Annotated in this window: 25 protein-coding genes and 1 pseudogene; 12 read left to right on the forward strand and 14 right to left on the reverse strand. The window is 53.7% G+C overall.

The genetic code is table 11. From position 1 onward, the window contains the following. Positions 1–35: 35 nt before the first annotated feature. Positions 36–905: a lipid A biosynthesis acyltransferase gene (locus VLV32_00545; GenBank protein HUL40387.1), complete on the forward strand. Its 870-nt coding sequence runs from the start codon at positions 36–38 to the stop codon at positions 903–905. Between the two features lie 213 nt (positions 906–1,118). Then, complete coding sequence (gene dapF / locus VLV32_00550; GenBank protein ID HUL40388.1) at positions 1,119–1,949, forward strand: diaminopimelate epimerase; 831 nt, start codon at positions 1,119–1,121, stop codon at positions 1,947–1,949. A gap of 87 nt (positions 1,950–2,036) precedes the next feature. Here dapF and VLV32_00555 read toward each other — a convergent pair whose 3' ends face one another. Then, positions 2,037–2,321, reverse strand: a complete 285-nt coding sequence (locus VLV32_00555; GenBank protein HUL40389.1) for a hypothetical protein — start codon at positions 2,319–2,321, stop codon at positions 2,037–2,039. Between the two features lie 37 nt (positions 2,322–2,358). On the opposite strand from VLV32_00555, the gene VLV32_00560 reads away from it, so the two are divergent. The 4 genes from VLV32_00560 (at position 2,359) to VLV32_00575 (ending at position 6,193) form a co-directional block, all read left to right on the forward strand. Then, positions 2,359–3,006 carry a DUF484 family protein gene (locus tag VLV32_00560; GenBank protein ID HUL40390.1) on the forward strand — a complete coding sequence of 216 codons (648 nt, stop codon included), beginning with the start codon at positions 2,359–2,361 and terminating at the stop codon, positions 3,004–3,006. Positions 3,007–3,016: 10 nt separating this feature from the next. Next, the gene (gene xerC, locus VLV32_00565; protein ID HUL40391.1) at positions 3,017–3,931 is read left to right on the forward strand and encodes a tyrosine recombinase XerC; all 915 of its coding nucleotides are present in this window, start codon (positions 3,017–3,019) and stop codon (positions 3,929–3,931) included. Between the two features lie 19 nt (positions 3,932–3,950). Next, the gene (locus VLV32_00570; protein HUL40392.1) at positions 3,951–5,135 is read left to right on the forward strand and encodes a class I SAM-dependent methyltransferase; all 1,185 of its coding nucleotides are present in this window, start codon (positions 3,951–3,953) and stop codon (positions 5,133–5,135) included. Positions 5,136–5,695: 560 nt separating this feature from the next. Beyond that, positions 5,696–6,193, forward strand: a complete 498-nt coding sequence (locus VLV32_00575; protein ID HUL40393.1) for a TlpA disulfide reductase family protein — start codon at positions 5,696–5,698, stop codon at positions 6,191–6,193. 15 nt (positions 6,194–6,208) lie between these two features. On the opposite strand, the gene VLV32_00580 is transcribed toward VLV32_00575, so the two are convergent. The 3 genes from VLV32_00580 to VLV32_00590 all read right to left on the reverse strand — a co-directional run bounded on the left by VLV32_00580 (position 6,209) and on the right by VLV32_00590 (position 7,850). Then, on the reverse strand, positions 6,209–7,186 hold the full coding sequence (locus VLV32_00580) for a TonB-dependent receptor (GenBank protein ID HUL40394.1): 978 nt from the start codon (positions 7,184–7,186) through the stop codon (positions 6,209–6,211). 84 nt (positions 7,187–7,270) lie between these two features. Then, positions 7,271–7,648: a hypothetical protein gene (locus VLV32_00585; protein ID HUL40395.1), complete on the reverse strand. Its 378-nt coding sequence runs from the start codon at positions 7,646–7,648 to the stop codon at positions 7,271–7,273. Between the two features lie 13 nt (positions 7,649–7,661). Next, the gene (locus tag VLV32_00590) at positions 7,662–7,850 is read right to left on the reverse strand and encodes a hypothetical protein (protein HUL40396.1); all 189 of its coding nucleotides are present in this window, start codon (positions 7,848–7,850) and stop codon (positions 7,662–7,664) included. Here VLV32_00590 and VLV32_00595 point away from each other — a divergent pair. Then, positions 7,819–7,977: pseudogene (locus VLV32_00595) on the forward strand (IS3 family transposase). The gene VLV32_00590 and the pseudogene VLV32_00595 overlap by 32 nt on opposite strands. A 156-nt stretch (positions 7,978–8,133) precedes the next feature. On the opposite strand, the gene VLV32_00600 reads toward VLV32_00595, so the two are convergent. The 6 genes from VLV32_00600 to VLV32_00625 all read right to left on the reverse strand — a co-directional run bounded on the left by VLV32_00600 (position 8,134) and on the right by VLV32_00625 (position 14,610). Then, entirely contained in the window at positions 8,134–8,973 is an 840-nt protein-coding gene (locus VLV32_00600; GenBank protein ID HUL40397.1) for a septal ring lytic transglycosylase RlpA family protein, read from the reverse strand. 81 nt (positions 8,974–9,054) lie between these two features. After that, entirely contained in the window at positions 9,055–10,149 is a 1,095-nt protein-coding gene (gene rodA, locus VLV32_00605) for a rod shape-determining protein RodA (GenBank protein HUL40398.1), read from the reverse strand. Continuing rightward, positions 10,142–12,043 carry a penicillin-binding protein 2 gene (mrdA, locus tag VLV32_00610; GenBank protein ID HUL40399.1) on the reverse strand — a complete coding sequence of 634 codons (1,902 nt, stop codon included), beginning with the start codon at positions 12,041–12,043 and terminating at the stop codon, positions 10,142–10,144. Before mrdA ends, rodA begins: the two co-directional genes overlap by 8 nt. Continuing rightward, entirely contained in the window at positions 12,040–12,561 is a 522-nt protein-coding gene (gene mreD, locus VLV32_00615; protein ID HUL40400.1) for a rod shape-determining protein MreD, read from the reverse strand. The genes mrdA and mreD overlap by 4 nt, the downstream gene beginning before the upstream one ends. Continuing rightward, positions 12,561–13,469, reverse strand: coding sequence for a rod shape-determining protein MreC (gene mreC, locus VLV32_00620; protein HUL40401.1), 909 nt, complete (start codon positions 13,467–13,469; stop codon positions 12,561–12,563). The genes mreD and mreC overlap by 1 nt, the downstream gene beginning before the upstream one ends. A 97-nt stretch (positions 13,470–13,566) precedes the next feature. Beyond that, positions 13,567–14,610 (reverse strand): rod shape-determining protein, encoded by a 1,044-nt coding sequence (locus VLV32_00625; protein ID HUL40402.1) that lies wholly within the window; start codon positions 14,608–14,610, stop codon positions 13,567–13,569. Positions 14,611–14,746: 136 nt separating this feature from the next. Between VLV32_00625 and gatC the strand changes: the two genes are divergently transcribed. Genes gatC through gatB form a run of 3 tightly spaced genes read left to right on the forward strand, consistent with a single transcriptional unit; the run spans position 14,747 to position 18,004 of the window. Further along, a complete protein-coding gene (gene gatC, locus VLV32_00630; GenBank protein ID HUL40403.1) occupies positions 14,747–15,049 on the forward strand; it encodes an Asp-tRNA(Asn)/Glu-tRNA(Gln) amidotransferase subunit GatC in 303 nt (100 codons plus the stop codon). Positions 15,050–15,108: 59 nt separating this feature from the next. Continuing rightward, a complete protein-coding gene (gatA, locus tag VLV32_00635; GenBank protein ID HUL40404.1) occupies positions 15,109–16,563 on the forward strand; it encodes an Asp-tRNA(Asn)/Glu-tRNA(Gln) amidotransferase subunit GatA in 1,455 nt (484 codons plus the stop codon). Between the two features lies 1 nt (position 16,564). After that, complete coding sequence (gene gatB, locus VLV32_00640; protein HUL40405.1) at positions 16,565–18,004, forward strand: Asp-tRNA(Asn)/Glu-tRNA(Gln) amidotransferase subunit GatB; 1,440 nt, start codon at positions 16,565–16,567, stop codon at positions 18,002–18,004. Between the two features lie 10 nt (positions 18,005–18,014). Here gatB and VLV32_00645 read toward each other — a convergent pair whose 3' ends face one another. Beyond that, complete coding sequence (locus VLV32_00645) at positions 18,015–18,629, reverse strand: DUF4124 domain-containing protein (GenBank protein HUL40406.1); 615 nt, start codon at positions 18,627–18,629, stop codon at positions 18,015–18,017. Between the two features lie 13 nt (positions 18,630–18,642). After that, the gene (pyrE, locus tag VLV32_00650; protein HUL40407.1) at positions 18,643–19,296 is read right to left on the reverse strand and encodes an orotate phosphoribosyltransferase; all 654 of its coding nucleotides are present in this window, start codon (positions 19,294–19,296) and stop codon (positions 18,643–18,645) included. A gap of 36 nt (positions 19,297–19,332) precedes the next feature. Between pyrE and VLV32_00655 the strand changes: the two genes are divergently transcribed. Beyond that, positions 19,333–20,109 (forward strand): exodeoxyribonuclease III, encoded by a 777-nt coding sequence (locus VLV32_00655; GenBank protein ID HUL40408.1) that lies wholly within the window; start codon positions 19,333–19,335, stop codon positions 20,107–20,109. A gap of 18 nt (positions 20,110–20,127) precedes the next feature. Then, positions 20,128–21,387 (forward strand): MFS transporter, encoded by a 1,260-nt coding sequence (locus tag VLV32_00660; GenBank protein ID HUL40409.1) that lies wholly within the window; start codon positions 20,128–20,130, stop codon positions 21,385–21,387. Positions 21,388–21,391: 4 nt separating this feature from the next. Here the strand turns inward: VLV32_00660 and metW are convergent, their stop codons facing one another. Beyond that, complete coding sequence (metW, locus tag VLV32_00665) at positions 21,392–22,021, reverse strand: methionine biosynthesis protein MetW (protein ID HUL40410.1); 630 nt, start codon at positions 22,019–22,021, stop codon at positions 21,392–21,394. After that, positions 22,018–23,211, reverse strand: a complete 1,194-nt coding sequence (locus VLV32_00670; protein ID HUL40411.1) for a homoserine O-acetyltransferase — start codon at positions 23,209–23,211, stop codon at positions 22,018–22,020. Before VLV32_00670 ends, metW begins: the two co-directional genes overlap by 4 nt. Between the last annotated feature and the right edge of the window lie 116 nt (positions 23,212–23,327).

The following is a 23,327-nucleotide window of genomic DNA, read 5'->3' on the forward strand; positions in this document are numbered from 1 at the left end:
TTTGGGTTAGCGGCAAGCGTTAGACGGTGGGAAAAATGATAGTTCGAATCGGCGTCGCTCTCGTGTGGCTCTTACACTTTCTGCCTCTTCGAGTTTTGGCCAAGCTTGGTGAGTGGACAGGCGTGTTGTTGCTTAGGCTCGGGCATGAACGGCGTGAGGTCGCGCGCACCAACTTGCGGCTGTGTTTCCCGCAATTGAGCGAGGAACGACGGGAGTACATATTACGCAGACATTTTCGCGCGTTTGGACGCAATCTTCTGGAACATGGCATTCTGTGGTGGTCATCGCGCGAGCGAATTAAAAAACTGGTGCGCATCGAAGGCCTGGAAAATTGGCAGGCGGCTAAGGATAAACCGGTTATCTGGCTGGCGCCGCATTTCGTCGGCCTTGATATGGGCGGTTCGCGTCTTCACGCAGAATTCTCAGGGATCTCCATGTATAGTCAGCAGAAACATTCACTGGTGAACGCGTTGCTTCTGCACGGGCGGACGCGTTTCGGTGGCTCCATATTGGTTTCACGCCACGAAGGGATACGCCCGGTGATCAAGGCATTACACGATGGCGTGCCATTCTATTACCTTCCTGACATGGATTACGGGCCGCGTGAATCGCTGTTTGTGCCCTTCTTCGGTGTGCCGGCCGCAACGATTCCGACCCTATCGCGGCTGGCGCGCATAACCGGTGCCAAAGTCGTGCCGTGCGTTACGCGCCAGCTTCAGGGTGGCGAGGGCTACGTTCTCAAATTTTATCCGGCGTGGGACCATTTCCCGGGTGCGAGTATCGAAGACGATACCCGGCGCATGAATGCGTTTATCGAACAGCGTGTGTTGGAGATGCCGGAGCAATATTTCTGGTTGCACAAGCGCTTTAAGACGCGTCCTCAGGGAGAATCAAAGCCTTATTAAATTAATACTAAAAATCTATATCGGCGCGCAGTTCTGTCCATCAATAACAGCATTTCCAGAATTCGTGATGTTGAATCCTGTTATTCTTGCGAGAGCATGTCGGCACTCGCTAATTTTGTATGTCGGAGGTCGTGGCAGACGAGGACAAACCCGGTTTTCCCTTGGTCTAAGACGCCGGGCCAAGTGCCGTGAATTGCTTCGATTTGTCGCTAAATGCTCATAAAATTCACTAAAATGCAAGGATTGGGCAATGACTTCGTTGTTTTAGACGGGATTTCACAACGTATTGCCCTTTCTTCCGATCAGATCTCCAAAATGGCGGACCGCCATTTTGGCGTCGGTTGCGACCAGGTCCTGTTAGTTGAAAGAGCTGTTCGTGAAGACGCTGATTTCAGATATCGGATTTTCAATGCCGACGGCGTCGAGGTCGAACAATGCGGTAACGGTGCGCGTTGCTTTCTGCGCTTTGTGCTGGAAAAGGGGCTTACGCATAAACGGGAGCTTCGTGTTGAAACGGCAAGCGGAATCATTGTTCCCCGCATGGATGACGGTGACAACGTGATAGTAAACATGGGTGTGCCCCGCTTCGCGCCTGAAGAAATTCCGTTCAAAGCGAAGAAGCGTGCACTAACTTACTCGCTCTCCGTTAAAAACCGGCGGGTTGAGATCAATGCGTTATCCATGGGTAACCCGCATGCAGTACAGGTCGTGAAAAACGTGGATACGGCGCCAGTGTCGAGCCAAGGGCCCCTGATTGAAAAGCACGTGCGCTTTCCAGAGAAGGCAAATGCCGGTTATATGCAGGTTGTAAATCGCCGCCGCGTCAAGCTCAGGGTATACGAACGCGGAGTAGGCGAGACACTTTCCTGCGGCAGCGGAGCCTGCGCGGCGGTAGTTGCCGGAATTCAGCGTGGGCGGCTCGACAACTCCGTGGTCGTGGAAACGCGGGGAGGAGAACTTAGCGTGCGGTGGGACGGTGAGGGAAAGCCGGTCTGGATGTCCGCAGGCGCGGCAACGGTATTTGAAGGCATTATTGATATCTAGAAAACCTTTGATTAAGTCCCGCGCGGCGGCAACCTCGGCTTTGCGGCGCGAAATAGGCGACGTGAGGCGCCGCCAATAGACACAATCCTACGCAAACGCAGCGAGGAAGCAGGGCGCAGGGACAAACCTCGCAATGTTTGGGTTGCGGTAAAATGTGACGTTTGCGTCGTGCTCGCCGGAGTGTGGAGCGTCATGACGCGCGACCGTGGAGGCGAACGCCGGTCCGCCCAAGCCAACGCAAAATAGGGAGCTGTAGCCCGCTTGGCTGCACAGCTTCGCAAGCACCTCGCTGCGCGGGGCCTCGTCGTAGTCCAAGCCAAGCGCTTCGTCGCGCCGCGCACCCATTCGCATTTGGCCAGCAACGCGGATCACGAAGGACTTATTAGAAGTTCCCTAAGAAAGGATGAGAATGAAAACAAGACCAGCGGAGGTTGCGGCTTACCTCGAGGCGCATCCGGAATTTTTCGAGGAATATGCAGATCTTCTCGCCGACATTTATATTCCGCATCCGCACGGCGGGCGGGCCATCCCGATCAGCGAGCGGCAGATTCTGACTCTGCGCGAAAGGAATCACCAGCTCGAGGCAAAGCTCAGAGAGTTGATCCAGTTCGGCGAAGAAAACGACGCCATTGGCGAGCGCGTGCACCGCATCACACTTGCATTGGTTAATGCCCGCAGTCTGGAATCGCTGCTGCACTCAATTTATTTCAACCTGCGCGAGGATTTCGCTGTACCCCATGTAGCTCTTCGGCTCTGGGGGGTCAACGCCACTCGGCAATTGCCCGAGTTCAGCCCGATAAGTGAAAAGTTGCGAGTTTTTTCCGGGACGCTGACCAACCCCCATTGCTGTGCTCAATTTGAAGGCGCAGACTGGTTCGGTGAGGACGGGCCCAGACTGCGCTCGTTTGCGTTGGTCCCGCTTCGGTCCGAGCAGGTGTTTGGTTTGATCGCGCTCGCAAGTGAAGATGCCAAGCGGTTCTATCCAGAAATGGGTACGCTGTATTTAAAACGGCTGGGTGAACTGATCGCGGCTGCCGTGATGCGCTACTTGACCTAAGGAGCAGGAAGTGAAAACAGAGGGCGCGCCGCATGTTGAATGCCCGGTGAATGATCATCTCAAGCGCTATTTATCGCACCTTGCAACCGAGCGGCGCCTGAGCCGCCATACCTGTGACAATTATGCACGCGATATTAACGCGTTGCTTGAGCTTGCCGGCACGACGCCGCTCGAGAGTTTGCAGGCTGCGCATATCCGGCGCTACATAGCGCAGCTACACAATGGCGGTTTAAGCGGTAAGACACTTGCGCGCATGCTTTCTGCGTGGCGCGGATATTACCGTTATTTGGCGCGTGACCGCGATCTTGCACACAATCCTTGCCAAGGTCTACGCGCACCGAAATCTGCAAAACGCCTGCCTCACGCACTCTCCCCCGACGAAGCGAGCCGCCTGGTGGACATACCGGTGCAACTAACGCAGGACTTGCGCGACAAGGCGATTCTGGAACTGTTTTATTCTTCCGGTCTGCGTTTGAGCGAGCTGTGCGGGCTGCGGGTGGAAGACCTAAGCCTTGAGGACGCCACAGTGCGCGTTACGGGCAAAGGCAACAAAACCCGCATCGTGCCGGTCGGCAGTCACGCCATCGCCGCCATACGTGCCTGGCTTGAAGCGCGTAATACGTCGATCTGCAGCCACGGCGTGTTGTTTCCGGGCAAAAATGGCGCTCCGCTCAGTCAGCGCGCCATTCAATATTGCGTGAGGCGATGGGCATTAAAGCAGTGCGTTACGGGCAACGTGCATCCGCACGTATTGCGCCATTCGTTTGCTTCGCACGTGTTGCAATCGAGCGGTGATCTGCGCGCGGTGCAGGAAATGCTCGGACATGCAAGCATTTCGACGACCCAGGTTTACACCCACCTGGACTTTCAGCACCTCGCCAAAGCCTACGACAAAGCTCATCCGCGCGCAAAAAAGAGATCGTGACCCGCTGTCGCTTTGTTCCATGCCTAAACTGATTTTGAAAGCGGGGCGGGAGAAATCACTTTTGCGTCGCCATCCATGGATCTTTTCAGGCGCGGTTGAGCGAATGCAGGGTACACCCGAATCCGGCGATACCGTTGAAGTCGTTACTGCAAAGGGAAAATTCCTAGCCCATGCGGCCTACAGTGCGCATTCTCAAATCGCGGCGCGCGTTTGGGATTGGAACCGCGACAGCCGCATCGACGCGGAATTTTTTCATAGCCGCTTGAGCCGCGCGCTGGCCGAGCGTAGCGCGCTGGTTCACGAAACCAATGCGATGCGTTTGGTACACGGTGAATCGGATGGTCTGCCCGGCCTGGTCCTCGATTGTTACGGTGACACCTTGATCATGCAGGTATTAAGTGCAGGCGCCGAACGCTGGTATCAAACCTGCGCCGATATTGCACTGGAATTGACCGGCGCAGCGCGCGTATTCGAACGGTCGGACGCGGAAGTCAGGCACCTTGAAGGCTTGCTCCCCAGGGTAGGAGTGCTGCGGGGTTCGACACCTCCGCCGCGCATCAAAGTCGATGAAGGACGGCTGCAATTCTGGGTCGACGTAAAAAGCGGTCAGAAAACCGGTTTTTATCTCGATCAGCGGGTCAACCGGGCGCGGGTTGGCGAATTTGCCCGGGATAAGGAAGTGCTGGACTGTTTCTGCCATAGCGGCGGTTTTGCTTTGCACGCGCTCGCCAACGGCGCCAAGTCTATTTTAGCCGTGGATTCCTCTGAGGAAGCGCTGCAACTTGCGCGCGCTAATTGCGATTTGAACAATGCGCCGCAGGCTAAAACAGTATGGCGCAAAGGCGATGTTTTTGAAAAGCTCCGAAGCCTGCGCGACGAGGCGAGGCAATTCGATCTGGTTATACTCGATCCCCCGAAGTTTGCGCCAACTGCTGCGCATGTTGGAAAAGCAGCCCGCGCGTACAAGGACATTAATTTGCTAGCCTTCAAACTGCTACGGCCGGGCGGCTTGCTCGCAACATTTTCCTGCTCCGGCGGTATTTCCGCCGAACTATTTCAGAAAATAATTGCTGGCGCCGCGCTCGATGCGGGTGCCGAAGCCCAAATCGTAGAATTTTTCTTTGCGGGGCCCGATCATCCGGTGGCTCTAAATTTTCCGGAAGGTCTGTATCTGAAAGGCTTGCTGTGCCGCATTTCGGACTAAACGTGTGGGTTGCGGCTCATTTTGCTATGGACGCAGCATTGCAAATCAAAAAACCGCAGGCGCACAAAATTACTTGTTTCCGGTACTCCGCATTGCCCTAGTGAAATGGGCTGAATTTTACGTCGCTATCTAATGAATATGCTGTACGCGTATTTTTCTTGATAAGTGCGCTGATGGGTTTGACGTATAGTCTGCGACCGCCAAGACCAGCGAAAACGAGTCGATCCAAAAAACGGGAATTTCGAGCCGAGTTGACCGTGCCCTGCGCTTGTGAAACGGCATATGGCCGCCTCTGTGCATGGAGTCGGCAAAGAACCGGCTGAAAAACGTAATGCCCGGGTTCATCGCTGCTATAATATTGGGCGAGTAAATTGATCCTCCAGATCCGGTACACGGTCTTTGCGCAGGCGATCAGGTCGCCTTGACGAATATAATTCGCGCTGCGAAGAGAATGCCGCAGTTTGAGGCGATACCAAATTATTTTTCGTAATCGGAATCGAGATATAGAATTCTGCAAGCATTACCCACGGGCTCCTCAATACAAAATATCCAATTACAAAATGTATCGCTATTGCCTAATTTTTGCCGCTTGCGTTGTGAGTGGCGCTGTCTTCGCGAAAGGGCTCGAATTAGACAAACCCGCGCCACAAATTGAGGGGGTCATGATTAACGGCAAACCGTTTAAGCTGAGCGATTACAACGGAAAGGTGGTGCTCGTTAATTTTTGGGCCAGCTGGTGTGATCCGTGTCGCGAGGAGATGCCCGCAATTGATGCTTTTTACCGAAAATATCGCGACAGGGGGTTTGAAGTCATCGCCATAAGCATGGATACCGATGACGACCTGCCGAAAGTTCAGAAAGTCATGCAAGCATTCAGTTTCCCCGCGATGATGCAATCCGAGACTGAAATGGACGGTTACGGCCGCGTCTGGAGGATACCCATAACAGTAGTAATCGATCGTGCCGGCATCGTGCGGCGCAATGGCTTCGAGGGCGATCCAGTGCTAATGAATTCCAAAATCCTTGAGGATACCGTCGCGCCTCTCATCGCAAAGTAACATTTAATGCTTTGCTCAAAATGAGAAGCGGGTCCCGAGCGAAATTACGTACCGGGGGGCCAGCTGAACGCCGGTCAGATCCTGATATATCGGCAGTTGCACGAATCCGTAAACCGCGACTTTCTTGGTGACCGGTGCAAAGAACCCGGGGCTTACGTATACCAGCGTGCCCCCGGTGCTGACCGTGTCTGCAAGGGCTCCGGAATCCGTTGCAACGTGTCTAAAGTTGATCTGAAGCTGGGGCGTAACGTAGGCAAACGCAAAGTAATTCACGCCGGCACTTAGATTCACTGAATTGCCCGGCCGGTACTCGGCCCGACTTTCAACAGCCACCTGGTAAGCGACCGAGCCGAAGTAACCCCAATTCTGGCTTAAGGAATCATGATAGTAAGAACCAACGATGATGTCGGTCGACCCAGTGCCCGGTTGTAAGCCCGGGTCTATTAAAGTCGTACCATCGTCAGCGACGTTGTTGTAACTGCCGGTGGGCAGTTTTATTCCCAGCTGGATACCCCAATTTTTGCTTGGCAATAACCCTTGATAGCGCCCCACAATCTTTACATCGCCGAAACTGGAGGTGTGAGAAACGTAGGCGCCATCGCCCGGCGTGATCCCGTCCGTATCGGTACCCAGCGTGGCGTGATCTCTATCAATGTAGGGTATTTGAACATTGATACCCCAAGTGGAGTTTGGAGCGTAATCCAACCCAAGCGTAAAATATTCATTCTTGGTATACAGTTCCACCTCATAGCCTTCTTTCCCAGCTACAGTCGGCGAAATGGTGCCCGTACCGCTTCGGAGTTGGTTTTGATTCAGGTAATCAAATCTGAAGTCAACTTTAAATCCGGTCGAAGTAATAATCCCCTGGCTCTGAAAATCCGAACTCAGAGTGCAACCGCAGCTTGCGCACGCAAATACTTTAGCGGGTGAGAAAGCAAACGAAAACAAGAACACCAGAATGGTGTTTCTTACGGTCTTGCCTGAAAGCAACATGAACCCTCCTTGCAATTCCCAATGACCGCACGACGTCATAAATGCGGCCCAGCCGATACCGGGTGTCTGCTTTAAAACTTGGCTTTAGTCAAAAACTGGAGGGGCTTGAGATAGATAGGCAGGCGCAGGCCGGGAGGCCGCCGCCATCATTGGAACGACTGTCGGCCGATCTTCGGCAAAAACTTCCGGTCCGGCAGCCAAATCCAGAGTTATACCAATGCCGGGCTGCGAAGTGCTCGCCGAACACCATGCGCAACGAATCGGGTGCTTGGTGTGGGGCTTGCTCGGCAGCGACGGCTCGTCGAGCACAATAGTTTTCAGCCCGGAAAAGGTGCAAATTTGCGCGAGCACGGCGGGCTGCGCCCGATATCGGAACGCGGCAAGCGCAGGCGACAGCGCGCTGAACATTACCGCGAACAGCGCGATCGCGGCGACGCGTTTGCGATCGATATGGCGCAACATGGCGGTAGGGATTCTACGGCAGCAGCAAATGAGGGTCAATCGGAAGCACCCGCTGACTCGCTATATTGCAGCTGACCCTGCCTTGCATGCCCCGCGGATCCATATTGTTTGTATTTTTCATGTCCAGCATATCGTTTTTCTTCAGGCTCATCGCCCACGATATGAGCCGCAGCATGTCGTGCAAAGGTGATTGCTTTGCCAAGACTTGCTCCGAGAGCTTCATCAGTACGTTGAAGGACGAGCTTGTTCATCATTTACGCCCTGAGACCCGAGAGGAGCCTAAGAGCGTCGTCCTTGAGTACTTCGAGGTGTTTTATAATCGACAACGGCCACAGCAGGCGCTCGACTAGGTGTTGCCATCGAGTTAGAACGACGCACCACTGCTTCATGAATTACTTTCCATGAAACCCGGTACCCCACAGATTTTTTATCAGTGGTCTTTAATTTTCGCTTGGCAAGCGGGCCGTGAACTTTTTTTACTGTTCTTACCGGATTGAAAGCAGCGGCTTGAAGCCGAGATTCGCCCCGAGCGAATCTGCCGCACGCTGCGCCTCGCTGCGATTGGCATAAGGACCCGCATGCACCCGAAACAATCCGCCTTTCGCGAAAAGTGAGAGCGTTTCGTTAAGACCGGCAAGCTGCACGCGCAGCCGTGCCAGAAACTGTTCGGCGTTGGATTTCGAAGCGAACGCGCCAAGCTGTAGATAGATACCGCCTGCTTCAGCGGAGGCCGGCACCACCTGAGCGGGAGCGGCTGTCGGCGGCGGGTCGGGCTCGGCAGGTTTTGGCGCTTGTGCCATTAGCGTTTCACTCCCGGGCAGCACGCTATCGATTTCAACCATGCCGCTGCCTTGAGCGGCAATGCCTAGCTTGTACGCGGCCGCATAGGAGAGGTCCATGATGCGCCCGCCGTAGAAAGGCCCGCGGTCATTGACGCGCACAATGACCGATTTGTTGTTACTTAAGTTGGTGACCCGGGCATAACTGGGAATCGGTAAGATGGGATGCGCCGCTGTCATCGCATACATATCGTAAGGCTCTCCCGACGCGGTTCTCTGGCCCTGGAATTTTCTGCCGTACCACGAAGCAATCCCGCGGGCCTTATAAGGAACGACACGGGTCTCGGGAACAAAAGTTTTGCCGAGCACTGTGTACGGGCGGTTCGCATATTTGTTTAGTGGCTCAACACGCGGTCTCGCGTCGGGAAGCGAAGCGAGATTGGAGGGCGGATTATCGCCCGGGCCATCTCCGAGATAATAACCGTTTCCCGATGGGCGCGTCGGAGCGCTGCCACATGCGGCGAGACCAAGCGCCAGAACGGACACACACAATAAGCGAAGAGAAGAGCTAATAGGTACAGGCTTTTGTTTCCACCTTTTTCTCTTCACCCGGTACACCTCGCAAGTTCAGGTTTTAACCAATTTCTTGTGTGTCTCAATGCTCATCAAAATACCAAAGCCCAGGCAGATTGTCACCAGAGCCGTTCCGCCGTAGCTTACCAGCGGCAAGGGAACTCCGACTACCGGAAGAATTCCGCTCACCATCGCCATATTGACAAAGGCGTAGGTGAAGAATGTAAGGGTAACAGCTCCTGCCATGAGCCGGGCGAAAAGAGTCGAGGCATTGGATGCGATAATCAAGCCACGGCCAATGACGAGCATGTACAGGACCAGCAGCACGAGATTTCCGAGCAATCCGAATTCTTCGCTGAATACCGCGAACACGAAATCAGTGTGACGTGCAGGCAAAAATTCCAAATGCGACTGCGTGCCGTTCAACCAACCCTTACCGGTAACTCCGCCCGAGCCCACCGCAATCGTGGATTGAATAGTGTGATAGCCGGCGCCTAATGGGTCTGTCGACGGATCCAGCAGCGTGAGAATCCGCTGCCGCTGGTAATCGCGTAGCACCGACCACAGTACCGGCAGACTGGCGAGTCCCAGCACTAGGAAGGTCAGCATGATACGCCAACTCAATCCGGCCAGAAACAGCACGTAGAAACCGGAAGCCGCTATCAGTATCGCCGTCCCCAGATCCGGCTGGCGGACAATCAGGGCCACTGGGACCAGCAGCAACAACGTCGCTACAACATAATTTTTTAATCGTAGCGCGGCTTCGTGCTTGTCGAAATACCAGGCAAGCATTAGAGGTACAGCAATTTTCATGATTTCGGCGGGCTGGACTCGGGTCACTCCAACATGTAACCAGCGCCTTGCGCCGTTGACTACGTCGCCAAACAGAGCGACCGCAATCAGTAGCAGGATTCCCGCGACATACATCGGCACCGACAGGCGCATCAGATTCTGGGGAGAGATTTGGGATACCGCCCACATTACGCCAAGCGCAATCAACATGCTCAAAAGTTGGTTGCTGGTTTTGGCAAGATCCTGTCCGGTGGCGCTGTACAGCACGAACAATCCGAGCAACATCAGTATGCAGACTGCCCCGAGCAGAAAGCCGTCTATGTGCGCGGTGACATAGAGCCATAGGCGCTTAATCATTGGATTCCTGTTTTACGCTGGGACTCGGCAGAGAATTTTGCGGCCGCTTACCTAGCAAATAAAAGTCCAAGACCTCGCGCGCCAGAGGCGCCGCGGTACTGGCGCCGTGGCCGCCATTTTCCACAATTACCGCAAGTGCAATCTGCGGATTATCCGCTGGCGCGTAAGCGATGAACAAAGCATGGTCGCGCTGTCGCTCAGCAACTTTTTTCTCGTCGTATTTCTCGTTTTGTTTAAAAGCGATGACCTGAGCGGTTCCAGTCTTGCCGGCAATCGGGTAGGCGCTGTTTGCACCGGCGCGAGCTGCGGTGCCGCCCGGACGGGTCACATCAACCAAGGCTTTTTGAACAAGAGCCAAATTAGCCGGTTTGAGATTAAGGTCGTACAGCACCTCGCTTGCAATACTTTTTAATTGGCCGGTCCTGCTGTCTTGAATATAGCGCACTAGATGCGGACGAAAAGCGATGCCGTTGTTGGCGATCAGGGCCATGGCATTGGCAAGCTGCAACGGAGTAACCAAGTCATAGCCTTGGCCGATGCCCACGCTCACTGTATCACCCGCAAACCATTTTTCCCTGTAGCGTTTTAGCTTCCATTCCTCCGAAGGCAACAGACCTGTCCCTTCGCCTTCAACATCAATCCCGGTTTTTTGGCCCAGGCCGAAACGGCTGATGAAACTATGAATATTTTCTATTCCAAGATCGTAGGCAAGGCCGTAATAATAAGTATCGCACGACTCCACCAGCGATTTGTGTAAGTCCACCCAACCGTGGCCGCCGGCTTTCCAATCTCGATAGCGGTGGGTACTGCCGGGCAGGGTGAAGTATCCGGGGTCGAAAATACTGTACTGCGGAGTACGCTTGTTGAGTTCGAGTCCGGCAAGCGCCAGGAACGGCTTGAAAGTCGAGCCGGGCGGATATTGACCGTCCAGCGCACGGTTGGTAAGCGGTTTGTCCGGCGAATTATTCAATGCATCCCAGTTTTGCGGGTCGATGCCGTCGACGAACAGGTTGGGATCAAAGCCTGGCTTGCTCACGAATGCCAACACCCCTCCGCTGGACGGTTCAATTGCCACCAGCGCGCCACGATTGTTGCCGAATGCTTTATCGGCGAATTCCTGAAGCCGCGCGTCGAGCGTAAGCAGCAAATTATCGCCGGAAATCGGCGGGATACGACTCAGAGTGCGTACCACGCGCCCGTTGGCGTCAATTTCCACCTGCTCAAATCCGGTTTTCCCGTGCAGCTGCATTTCATAGCTCTGCTCGATTCCGGATTTGCCGATGTATTCCGTGCCGCGGTAATTTGCGAGCTCTCCTTTTTCCTCCAACCAATCCATGTCATCATCATTGATCCTGCTGATGTAACCGATGACATGCGACGTCATCGCACCGAGGGGATAATGCCGAAACAGGCGCGCCTTGATATCAACAGCCGGGAAACGGTAGTGGTTCGCCGCAAACCGCGCCACCTCGACGTCGTTTAGTCGCGTGCGTATCGGCAAGCTCTCGAGGTTCTTGGTTTGTTCCATGAGCTTGCGGAATCGCTTGCGATCTTTGGGCGTGATTTCCACGACACTGTTAAGTTGGTTGATAAGCTCGTCGAGGTCGTCCACCTTGGATGGAGTAATTTCCAAAGTGTATGCGGGAAAATTGTTCGCCAGTACCACGCCATTATGGTCGAGAATCAGGCCGCGGTTGGGTACAACAGGTAGAATCGAAATACGGTTATTCTCGGCAAGTGTACTGTAATAATCGTGCTGTATTACTTGCAGATAATAAAACCGCGCGAACAGCAAAAAAAACAGCAGAAGTCCGGCGCCGGCAGCAATCGCGAGGCGGAACCTGAAGTGCTGCAGTTCGCGCTGCTGGTTCTTGAGCTCGATGTCGCCGTTCATACCTGGTCGGGTTCAGGCTTGAGCCGCAGCACTACCGCCAGCAGGGCTGAAAGCGCGGGCCATAAAAGAGACCCGGTCACGCTGCTCAAAAAATACCCCCATCCGATAAATTCTGCCCCACTGTAAACTTTGACCAGCAGGATTGCGAGCTGTGAAATGAGCAATAATGAAAGCACATGCCAAACTTGCTCGCGTGGGCTAAACACCAGGGCGCGGCGGCGCACAATTATTGCAAGGTAGACAAGTAAGGAGTAGGCAAAAGCGTGTTCCCCCAGCAATGTAGCGTCCGCCACGTCCATGAGCAGCCCCATTCCCCACGCGGTGCCGAACCCCACTTTGCGCGGCCAATGCATGCACCAGTAAAGCAGGATTAATGCTACAAAGTCAGGTCTGATGAGCAGCCCAAAGCCCGACCATGGCAACAGGTTAAGGAATAACGCGATCGCGAGGGAGAGGACGATGACGCTGGTCTTTACCGGAAGCAGAATTTCCTGTGCTTGTGCAGCTTGACTGGGCATTAGTTACCTCTCTTATTTTTTTTGGTCTTGGCCTGGCTTTTGGCTGAGGGGTCTGCTATTTTTGTTTCGGGACCTTGGTTTGGCGACGTTAACACCAATACTTGCCGGTACTTGTTCACCCCTGCGCTGGGCGTGCAGAAGATGCGAGCAAACGCGTAAGCAGCATTGCGTTCAATTCTGGAAACTACCGCGACCGGCAGTCCATATGGATACGTTCCATCGATGCCCGATGTGACGAGTTGGTCACCTGTTTGAATATCGGCATTGACTGGCATATAGCGCAGTTCCAGTCCCCCGGGTTCGCCCGCGCCAAACATCACCGCCCGCAGACCGTTGCGCACCACCTCTACGGGCACTGTCTGGTCCTTGTCGGTAACCAACGTGACTTCGCTCACGAATGGGTACGCGCGTGTTACTTGGCCGATGACTCCAAGATTATCCACCACTGCTTGACCGGGCCGGATTCCGTCCTGCCTGCCCTTATCAATGACAATGCGGCGCGAAAACAAGTCATGGCCGGAGTAAAGAATTTCCGCCAGCGCCGCGCTATCTTGAAGACTATCGCGCGCCTTGAGCAGCCGCCGCAACTGATTATTTTCCTCTTCGAGCGCTTGATAACGTTGTAGCTGCCCGGCATTTAGCAGTTCCTGCTGTTTGAGCTTGGAATTTTCGTCCATCAGGTTGGATTGGGTCGCGAAAAAATCGCTTACACGACCCAAAATCAGGCTTGGCGCAGTGGCGAGTTTTTGCAAAGGATAGATGACGACCGACAGCGAGAGCCGGAATGTTTCCAGGTATTTGAAGCGGGCATCGGAAACGAACAGCAGCAGGGATAGCAGCGTGAAAAAAACGAGTCGTGCGAAAGGGCTGGGACCGCGTCTAAAAAGAGGCGGAAGCTGAGTGTCCATCAGTTTCGAGCTATGTGTTTTGAATCCCCCATCGGTTATACGCCAAAGTTTGCGTAAAATTTAATATGAAACGCGGAACTCGAAGTTGGGCCGAACATTAATCCTCTGCAAAAATGTTGCTCAATTTGTCCATTCTTTCCAGCGCCCGTCCCGAGCCGCGCACCACGCAGGTTAACGGATCGTCGGCAACGATCACCGGCAATCCGGTTTCTTCCATCAGCAGGCGGTCAAGCTCGCGCAGCAGCGCACTGCCGCCGGTCAACACCATGCCTTTTTCCGCGATATCCGCGCCAAGTTCCGGAGGAGTTTGTTCAAGGGCAGATTTGACTGCACTGACGATTGCGTTTAACGGATCGGTTAGCGCCTCCAGAATTTCATTGCTGGAAATGGTAAAGCTCCTGGGAATGCCTTCCGCTAAGTTACGTCCTTTGACTTCCATTTCACGCACCTCGCTGCCCGGGAAGGCCGAGCCGATTTCCTTTTTTATCAGTTCAGCCGTGGTTTCCCCAATCAGCATGCCGTAGTTGCGGCGTATGTAGCTGATGATTGCGTCGTCGAATTTGTCGCCGCCCACGCGTACCGAACCCGCGTAGACAATTCCGCCGAGCGAAACTACGCCGACTTCGGTCGTCCCGCCGCCGATATCCACCACCATCGATCCGGTTGCCTCTGCGATTGGCAGGTCAGCGCCGATTGCTGCCGCCATCGGCTCTTCAATAAGGTATACCTTGCTGGCACCCGCTCCGATCGCTGATTCCCGAATTGCGCGGCGTTCAACCTGGGTAGACCCGCAGGGAACGCTGACGATGATGCGCGGAGAAAGACTGAACAATCGAGAGTCGTACGCTTTCTTGATGAAGAGTTTGAGCATCTGCTCAGTTATCGTGAAATCGGCAATGACGCCGTCTTTCATGGGGCGTATCGCGGTGATGTTACCGGGCGTGCGCCCGAGCATTTGCTTGGCTGCCAAGCCCACTTCCTGGATGACCTTTTTCCCATTCGGTCCGCCTTCCTGGCGGATGGCTACCACTGAGGGTTCATTGAGCACGATTCCTTTGCCGCGCACGTAGATCAGAGTATTGGCAGTTCCCAGGTCTATCGCCAGGTCGTTTGAAAAATAGCTATTTAAGAATCCGAACATGTGAGAAATTCCATTTTATAAAGGTGAGAGCTCCGACCGAATAAATTATAATACTCTATTATGCTTGAAGATTTAAAGGTTTAAAAGGCCGTATTCCGCATATATTTCGGAGAAAAGGCGTCCTCGCGCTAAACCTATGGGTAACCAAAATAGGCCTCTGTCCCTAGACGATGTCAAACGCATCGCGTACTTGGCACGTATTGCAATCGACAGCTCCGAGGCGGCTGCGATGCTCAAACAGCTGTCTGGAATTTTTGCGCTCATCCAAAAAATGCAGGTGGTGGATACCGCGGGCATCGAGCCCATGTCGCACGCCCAGGATGTGGTATTACGATTGCGCGACGACGTCGTAACCGAATCCGATCAGCACGAGTTATTTCAATCCGTCGCGCCCAAGGTGCAAGCAGGCTTGTATCTTGTTCCCAAGGTCATAGAGTGAATTATTGAACCAGCGACCGGCCGTTTACTTTCGCTTAGGTCCTTTCGCAAAATTATTGCATGCTTAACTACAGTCTAAAGCAACTCTCCGACCTGGTTGCATCGAAAAACATTTCCAGTGTGGAACTCACCCAAGAATTTCTCCGACGCATCGAAAAGCTCAACCCGCATTACAACGCATTTATAACCGTTAATGAAGAAGCGAGCTTGGAGCAGGCGCACGCTGCCGATTCCAGGATCGCGCAAGGCCTGGGACAGCCGTTAACGGGCATTCCCATTGCCCAAAAAGACATCTTCTGCGCCAAGGGATGGCGAACCACCTGTGGCTCGAAAATCCTTTCCAATTTCGTTGCGCCTTACGATGCGCATGTAGTAGAGCGCTTTAACGGTACTGGCATGGTGAACCTGGGCAAAACCAACATGGATGAATTCGCGATGGGTTCCTCCAACGAGACTTCTTTCTACGGTCCGGTGAAAAATCCCTGGGATGCGCAAACGGTACCGGGTGGCAGTTCCGGCGGTTCAGCGTGCGCGGTTGCGGCGCGCATGGCGCCGGCAGCGATTGGCACCGACACCGGAGGATCGATTCGCCAGCCCGCAGCTCTTTGTGGAATCTCAGGAATAAAGCCAACGTACGGTGTAGTATCGCGATACGGAATGATTGCTTTTGCGTCCAGCCTGGATCAGGGCGGTCCGATGGCAAAAAGCGCGGAAGATCTCGCGCTAATGTTGAACGTCATGGCCGGATTCGACGAGCGTGATTCCACGAGCCTGAACCGTCCTCCAGAAGATTACACTCGCGACCTGACCAAGCCGCTGAGCGGGCTCAAAATCGGTTTACCGCGTGAATATTTTGCACAAGGTTTGAGCGAGGACGTGGCGCGGGCGGTGGAGGCTGCCATAGGACAATATCAAAAACTCGGCGCGTCCACGGTCGAAATCTCGCTCCCCAACACCAAGCTTTCGATACCGGTGTATTACGTGCTTGCTCCCGCGGAAGCATCATCCAATCTCTCGCGCTATGACGGCGTGCGTTACGGCTACCGCGCGCCGCAATACGATGATCTCCTCGACATGTACTGCAAGACCCGCGCCCAGGGCTTCGGCTCCGAAGTGAAACGCCGGATACTTATCGGTACCTATGTGTTGTCGCACGGTTATTACGATGCCTATTACCTTAAGGCACAGAAGCTGCGGCGGCTCATCGCGCGGGATTTCGCGCAGGCTTTTGAAACGTGCGATGTCATCATGGGACCGACCAGCCCAACGACTGCGTTTAATTTAGGCGAAAAATCGGGCGACCCGGTGCAAATGTATCTTTCCGACATTTACACAATCGGGGTAAACCTCGCAGGCCTCCCGGGCATGTCAATTCCTTGCGGCTTCGGCACTAGGAAACTTCCTGTGGGCTTGCATATCATTGGCAAATATTTCAGTGAGGCGCGGATGCTGAATATCGCCCACCAGTACCAGTTGGCGACCGATTGGCATGACCGTATGCCTGAAGGGATCTGATGTGAACTGGGAAGTCGTGATCGGGCTTGAAACACACGTGCAGCTATTGACCAAGTCCAAAATTTTCTCTGGCGCATCTACTGCATTTGGCGAGGCGCCCAACACCCAAGCGTGCGCAGTGGATATTGCATTGCCCGGTGTGCTCCCGGTACTGAACAAGGCTGCTGTGGAAAAAGCTATCATGTTCGGCTTGGCGGTTGATGCAAAGATCAACCGACGCTCGGTATTTGCACGCAAGAATTATTTTTATCCGGATTTGCCCAAGGGTTACCAGATCAGCCAGTACGAAATTCCCATCGTGCAGGGCGGGCAATTGCCGATTGAAATTGACGGCGTCAAAAAAACCGTGCGGCTGACTCGTGCGCATCTGGAAGAAGATGCTGGCAAATCGCTGCACGAAAATTTCAAGGATATGTCTGGGATTGATCTAAACCGCGCCGGCACCCCGCTTCTCGAAATTGTTTCGGAACCCGATATGCGGTCAGCCGAAGAAGCTGTTGCCTATGTTCAAAAGCTCCACAAATTGGTGGTTGATTACCAGATTTGTGACGGCAACATGCAGGAAGGTTCTTTTCGTTTCGACGCTAACGTATCGGTGCGCAGGAAAGGTTCCGACAAACTCGGCACCCGCTGCGAAATCAAGAACCTCAACTCATTCCGCTTTCTTGAGCACGCAATTGAATACGAGGCTGCGCGGCAGATTGAAATTCTGCAAGACGGTGGCGTGATCGAGCAGGAAACCCGGCTCTACGATCCGGACAAGAACGAAACGCGCTCAATGCGTACCAAAGAGGAAGCGCACGACTACCGCTACTTTCCAGATCCCGACCTGCTGCCGCTTGAGGTCTCGGAATCGTGGATAGAGCGAGTCCGCGCCTCAATGCCTAAGAGTCAGGAAGAGAGGGAAGCTGAAATCAGACAGTTTCCAGAAATACCCGAGTATCAGGTTATTCAGCATGCTGCAACTCCCCAATCAACGGTCTTTGCGTCGACTACGTTTGCCATCGTGCCACCAGCAGATAGGCCGAATGTTTCGAACCTAATTTTGGGTCCGCTCAGCGCCCTGCTCAAGCAAGAGCATCGCGACATTGAAGACAGTAAAGTGTCTCCGGAACAAATCAAGGCACTTTGGGAGCCTGTTTCCAACAAAACTATATCAAATACAACCGCAGTAAGCGTCGTGCTGCCTGCACTGTGGCATGGAGAGGGCTCGGTTGAGGAGATTATCGAAAAGCGCGGACTGAAGCAGATCAGCGACTCTGCGGCAATCGAGAAAATCGTCGATGAGGTGCTTGCCGCAAACGCAAAGCAGGTCGCGGATTATCGAGCTGGAAAAGAAAAGGCTTTCAATTCACTTGTTGGCCAGGTAATGAAAGCAACCCAGGGCAAGGCGAATCCTCAACAAGTAAATGAAATATTGAAACGTAAACTGGCGAGTTAAGGCGGAAATTTTATTTTTTGACGCCGGCTTGAGCGGCGGGTTGGGTCAGCTCGATGTAGCGCTTCTTGTCATCTTCAAAGCGCGCGCGCATGTCGTCGGCGTCGCTGCGTTTTTGCACGATAGCCACCTCAAGGTCTTGCTTGTTCTTTTCCAGTATCTCAATGTCGCCGCGTAATGTGTCGGGCACTGGCTGTTTTTCTCGTTCATAAGCTGCGAGATTTTTGCGACTCGCGTCTAATTGATCTTCCACGGATTTTAGCTGCGCTTCGGAATCTTTGATTACCTTCTCGATTTGCCCCAGATTGCGGTCGCGCGCAAGATCAATTTCTTCGACGCTCGAGTAAGTTCCCAGCAAAATCGCGTCCCTGCGATTCTCTTCTGTCCTTTTTTTACGCTTTGCTATCTCTTCGTCTCGGGCCTTGATTTGTTCCGGTGTCAGCGCGGCATCATTCTTCTTGATGACCACGCCCCGTTTGTTCAACTCTTCATTAGGACGGTTTTCGTATTCCGGGGGAATGGTATCACCATAGTGGGTGACGCCGTTTTCATCCACCCATTTATACATTACGGCAAATGCCGGAGCGCCGAGTATGACTGAGAACAGCAGCAAGGCTGCGTAGGACATTATGCACAATAATCTAAGCTGCATTTGCGTCGACACCATATATTTGGCGGTACTTCCGCACCGCTAGCAAATTATGGACCATCTCTTCCCTGGTTTGAAGGTAATTAAGCACGTCGTCCAGTGTGATGATGCTGATGACGGGGAGATCATATTTCAGCTTTACCTCCTGGACCGCCGATAGCTCGCCGCTGCCTCGCTCCATTCGGTCCAGAGCAATCGCCAGGCAACAGGGCGTTGCCCGATTTGCGCGAATGAGTTGCACCGAATCGCGCACCGACGTGCCTGCGGAAATTACATCGTCAACGATCAATACCCGTCCGTTCAGCGTCGCCCCGATCAAGGCGCCGCCTTCACCGTGATCCTTGACTTCCTTGCGGTTAAAGCAAAACGGCACATTATGACCATTTTGGGCAAGCGCGATGGCAGTACCCACGACCAGCGGAATGCCTTTGTAGGCGGGTCCAAACAGGACGTCAAACTGTACCTTAGCGGAGAGTATGGCTTTGGCGTAAAATTGCGCAAGCCCAAAAAGCGATTCGCCATCATGAAACGAACCGGCATTGAAGAAATATGGCGATAAACGTCCGGCTCGGGTTTTGAATTCACCAAAGCGCAGCACATTTTTGCTTACCGCGAAGCGGATGAATTCCTGTCTGAAGTCGGACATTCCAAGGCGCTTAACAAGCCAATCGACGACCGCATAATGTTACGCATAATCACATTAAACCTCAACGGAATCCGGTCAGCTGTTACCAAGGGATTTCTCCGCTGGCTTGTAAAATCTCAAGGTGACATTGTTTGCCTGCAAGAAATAAAAGCGCAAGCAAAGGACATGCCGCGCCAGACGCTTAACCCCGCGCGCTACAACGGATGGTTCCACTACGCGGAGAAGAAGGGTTACAGCGGCGTGGGAATGTACTGCGCGCCCGAGCCGGATAAGGTAATCACTGGACTGGGCATTGCCGACATAGATTCAGAAGGAAGATATCTGCGCTGCGATTTCGGAAATTTAAGTGTGGTCTCTGTTTATCTTCCGTCCGGTTCGAGTTCGGAAGATCGGCAGGCCGTGAAGTTCAGCTTCATGCGCAGGTTTTTTCCGCACCTGCGCGAGATCGCCGAGAGCGGTCGTGAATTTGTTTTATGTGGTGACTGGAACATTGCGCACAAGGAAATCGACTTGAAAAACTGGCGCGGAAATCAAAAAAATTCAGGATTTCTTCCCGAGGAACGCGCATGGCTTACACGTGTATTCGACGAACTCCACCTGGTGGACGTATTTAGGGTTTTGAATAAACAGCCGGAACAATACACGTGGTGGTCGAACCGCGGCCAGGCATGGGCCAAGAATGTAGGATGGCGCATCGACTACCATATAGCTACGCCGGGAATCGCAAGCAAGGCGAAGCGGGTAAGCATCTATAAAAGCAGGCGCTTCTCAGACCATGCGCCGCTTACCATCGATTACGATTACCGACTTTAATCAACCGTATTGAAAATCGTGGGGTCATCGTCTAAAAACGGCAACGCCTATCTTGAGATCTTTCGCAACCCTCGTATTGCGGTAGTGTTCTTGTTCGGATTTTCTTCGGGGCTCCCGCTTGCACTGACAGGTAGCACCTTACAGGCGTGGCTGGCAGTTTCCAACGTTGATATCCAAACCATTGCCTGGTTTTCCTGGATCGGCGTGCCTTATCTCGTTAAGTTTCTATGGTCGCCGCTCATGGATCGCTTCGTACCGCCGTGGCTTGGACGCCGGCGCGGCTGGATGCTGGCAACCCAGCTCGGATTGGCACTCGGCATCGTTGCCATGGGCCTGACTTCTCCTGAGCGCTCGCTGTTGCTGTTGGGGTTGATCGCGCTGTACGTGGCGCTTGCATCCGCATCGCAAGACATCGTAGTGGACGCCTACCGTACTGACCTGTTGAACCCGTCCGAACGCGGCATGGGCGCGGCGGTAAGTGTGCTCGGTTATCGGGTTGCGATATTGGTGTCAGGTGGAGTCGCTTTGGTTCTTGCCGACCAAATCGGCTGGCGAGTCACTTATTTTCTGATGGCGCTCGTTATGGGTGTAGGTGTATTGACTTCGCTGTTTGCACCCGAGCCGCAAACGCCGGCCGCAACACCGCGTACTTTGCAAGCCGCTGTCGTGGAACCGCTTAAGGATTTTTTCTCGCGAGAGGGCGCACTGCTGTTGCTACTTTTAATAATACTTTACAAATTTGGCGACGCCTTGGCATCAACCCTTACCACCGCATTTCTTATACGCGGCGTCGGCTTTTCGCCAACCGAGGTCGGAGTGATCAACAAAGGACTGGGGCTTGCAGCGCTGCTGATCGGGGCGCTGATTGGAGGAATGCTGCTCACGCGCATGAGCCTTTACCGCGCGCTGATGTGGTTCGGCTGGCTTCAGGCAATATCCTGTCTCTCGTTTATGTTTCTTGCTTGGGCGGGTAAGAGCTACCCTTGGCTGGTTTTTGCGGTGGGGTTTGAGAATTTTGCGAGCGGCATGGGTACTGCGGCATTTGTCGCGTTCGCCATGAGCCTATGCAACCACAGTTATAGCGCGACCCAGTACGCGCTGCTCTCGGCTCTAGCATCGCTTGGACGGGTACTGTTCGGGCCGATTACGGGGGAAACTGTGGTGCTCCTGGGCTGGCCGAAATTCTTTTTTATTACCTTTATTGCTGCATTGCCCGGCCTGTGGCTGCTCTGGCTGCTGCGCAAGCAGATTCCAGTCATCGAAAAAAGGGACAGCTAGTTTATTACGCTCCTTTCTCAAAACGGTACACGGCGATGCTCCCTAGCAGGTTGGGAAACAGCTTAACTACGTTTTTTCCTGTTATCACTACCCGTTCCAGGATTCGTATTGCGTGTTCCGCGCAAAAAGCCTCAAAATCATCAATGGTGCATAAGTGCACGTTGGGTGTATCGTACCACTGGTACGGAAGATTCTTGGACACCGGCATGCGGCCGAAGAACACCTGCCAACGCGCGCGCCAGTAGCCGAAATTAGGAAATGTAACAACGCCCTCGCGTCCCACGCGCAATATTTCCTTTACAATGCGCTCGGTATGGCGCATCGCCTGCAACGTCTGCGACAGGATCACGTAATCAAAAGAATTCGACTCGAACCCGGAAAGCCCGGTTTCAAGGTCATTTTGTATCACATTTACTCCGTTCCGGACGCTCGCGAGAATGCTGGCGTCATCAATTTCGACACCGTAGCCGCGTACTGAGAGCGATTGCTTGAGATAGCGGAGCAGCGCACCGTCCCCGCAGCCGAGATCCAGAACTTTCGAGCCGGGCCTGATCCATGTGGCTACGGCGGCAAAATCAGTACGTTCCTTCAGCGCCGGATCATGCAGAATTGTTTCGTCGAGTTCGACGCTCATATCTTGATGTTGTCGAAATAGGCACGCAGCAGCGCGTGGTAGTGAGGGTCGTCAAGCAAGAACGCGTCGTGCCCGTGCTGCGCATTGATTTCCGCGTAGCTTACCTCGAGATCGTTGTCGAGCAAAGCCTTCACAATTTCCCTGGATCGCGCGGGAGGAAAGCGCCAGTCCGAGGTGAAGGAAGCAACAAAAAATCCGGCCCTGGCGCGCTTAAGTGCCGCGGCAAGATCGCCGTTGTAGTTATGCGCGGGGTCGAAATAATCCAGCGCCTTGGTCATCAACAAATAAGTATTGGCATCAAAGCGCGAGGCAAACTTCTCACCCTGATGGCGCAAGTAGGATTCCACTTCGAATTCGATATCAAAATGGAAATTGTACGTTCCCGAACGCAGCGCGCGGCCAAATTTCTCCATCATGACATCGTCAGACAGATAAGTAATGTGCCCGAGCATGCGCGCCACGCTTAAACCGTTTTTGGGCATCACGCCGTACGCGTAATAATTTCCACCATGAAAATCCGGATCGGTCATGATGGCTTGACGCGCCACCTCACTAAACGCGATGTTCTGCGCCGAGAGTTTGGGCGCCGCAGCAATTACCAGCGCATGACGCATGCGATCAGGGTAGCTAAGCGTCCATTGCAAAGCCTGCATCGCGCCCAGGCTGCCGCCGATACTCCCCGCGAAACAATCAATACCGATATAGTCGGCAAGCCGCGCCTGCGCTTCAACCCAGTCCTCCACGGTGACCACAGGAAAATCCGCAGCGTAAGGTTTTCCGGTTTTGGGATTAACACTGGAAGGCCCAGTAGAGCCGTGGCAGCCACCGAGATTGTTTACGCCGATCACAAAAAAACGGTTGGTGTCGAGAGGCTTTCCGGGTCCGACCAAGTTGTCCCACCAGCCGACATTGCTCGGGTCATCGGCATAATAGCCCGCCACGTGGTGAGCGCCGGAAAGCGCATGGCAAACCAGCACGGCGTTGGACTTGGATGCATTCAAAGTGCCGTAGGTTTCATAAACGAGGTCGTAGCTGTCTAGAACCGAGCCGCATCGGAACGCGAGCGGCGTGTCGAAATGCGCCTTCTGTGGTGCGACGATTCCGATCGAATTCTCGCTTGCATGCCGATCCGCGGTTGCAGGATCAAAAATTCGTTCGGAGACGCTCGGGTCCATTTCGTGTACTTTCATCTCGGGTCATTCGGCGCTGCAGGCTCCGGACAGGAACAGGCAACGCTTTAACGACATCTTAAGAAGCTTGCAAGTTGTGTTTAACTCGGCGGTACGGCGGGCATGCACAAATAAAA

Source organism: Burkholderiales bacterium, assembly GCA_035518095.1.
Lineage (GTDB): Bacteria > Pseudomonadota > Gammaproteobacteria > Burkholderiales > JAHFRG01 > JAHFRG01.

Excerpts from the sequence above, each read along its gene's own strand:
- VLV32_00545 (HUL40387.1), top strand. The coding sequence starts at position 36 with ATGATAGTTCGAATCGGCGTCGCTCTCGTGTGGCTCTTACACTTTCTG.
- dapF (HUL40388.1), top strand. The coding sequence starts at position 1,119 with ATGCTCATAAAATTCACTAAAATGCAAGGATTGGGCAATGACTTCGTT.
- VLV32_00560 (HUL40390.1), top strand. The coding sequence starts at position 2,359 with ATGAAAACAAGACCAGCGGAGGTTGCGGCTTACCTCGAGGCGCATCCG.
- VLV32_00570 (HUL40392.1), top strand. The coding sequence starts at position 3,951 with ATGCCTAAACTGATTTTGAAAGCGGGGCGGGAGAAATCACTTTTGCGT.
- VLV32_00575 (HUL40393.1), top strand. The coding sequence starts at position 5,696 with ATGTATCGCTATTGCCTAATTTTTGCCGCTTGCGTTGTGAGTGGCGCT.
- VLV32_00580 (HUL40394.1), bottom strand. The coding sequence starts at position 7,186 with ATGTTGCTTTCAGGCAAGACCGTAAGAAACACCATTCTGGTGTTCTTG.
- VLV32_00585 (HUL40395.1), bottom strand. The coding sequence starts at position 7,648 with ATGTTGCGCCATATCGATCGCAAACGCGTCGCCGCGATCGCGCTGTTC.
- rodA (HUL40398.1), bottom strand. The coding sequence starts at position 10,149 with ATGATTAAGCGCCTATGGCTCTATGTCACCGCGCACATAGACGGCTTT.
- mrdA (HUL40399.1), bottom strand. The coding sequence starts at position 12,043 with ATGAACGGCGACATCGAGCTCAAGAACCAGCAGCGCGAACTGCAGCAC.
- mreD (HUL40400.1), bottom strand. The coding sequence starts at position 12,561 with ATGCCCAGTCAAGCTGCACAAGCACAGGAAATTCTGCTTCCGGTAAAG.
- mreC (HUL40401.1), bottom strand. The coding sequence starts at position 13,469 with ATGGACACTCAGCTTCCGCCTCTTTTTAGACGCGGTCCCAGCCCTTTC.
- VLV32_00625 (HUL40402.1), bottom strand. The coding sequence starts at position 14,610 with ATGTTCGGATTCTTAAATAGCTATTTTTCAAACGACCTGGCGATAGAC.
- gatC (HUL40403.1), top strand. The coding sequence starts at position 14,747 with ATGGGTAACCAAAATAGGCCTCTGTCCCTAGACGATGTCAAACGCATC.
- gatA (HUL40404.1), top strand. The coding sequence starts at position 15,109 with ATGCTTAACTACAGTCTAAAGCAACTCTCCGACCTGGTTGCATCGAAA.
- VLV32_00645 (HUL40406.1), bottom strand. The coding sequence starts at position 18,629 with ATGTCCTACGCAGCCTTGCTGCTGTTCTCAGTCATACTCGGCGCTCCG.
- pyrE (HUL40407.1), bottom strand. The coding sequence starts at position 19,296 with ATGTCCGACTTCAGACAGGAATTCATCCGCTTCGCGGTAAGCAAAAAT.
- VLV32_00655 (HUL40408.1), top strand. The coding sequence starts at position 19,333 with ATGTTACGCATAATCACATTAAACCTCAACGGAATCCGGTCAGCTGTT.
- metW (HUL40410.1), bottom strand. The coding sequence starts at position 22,021 with ATGAGCGTCGAACTCGACGAAACAATTCTGCATGATCCGGCGCTGAAG.
- VLV32_00670 (HUL40411.1), bottom strand. The coding sequence starts at position 23,211 with ATGAAAGTACACGAAATGGACCCGAGCGTCTCCGAACGAATTTTTGAT.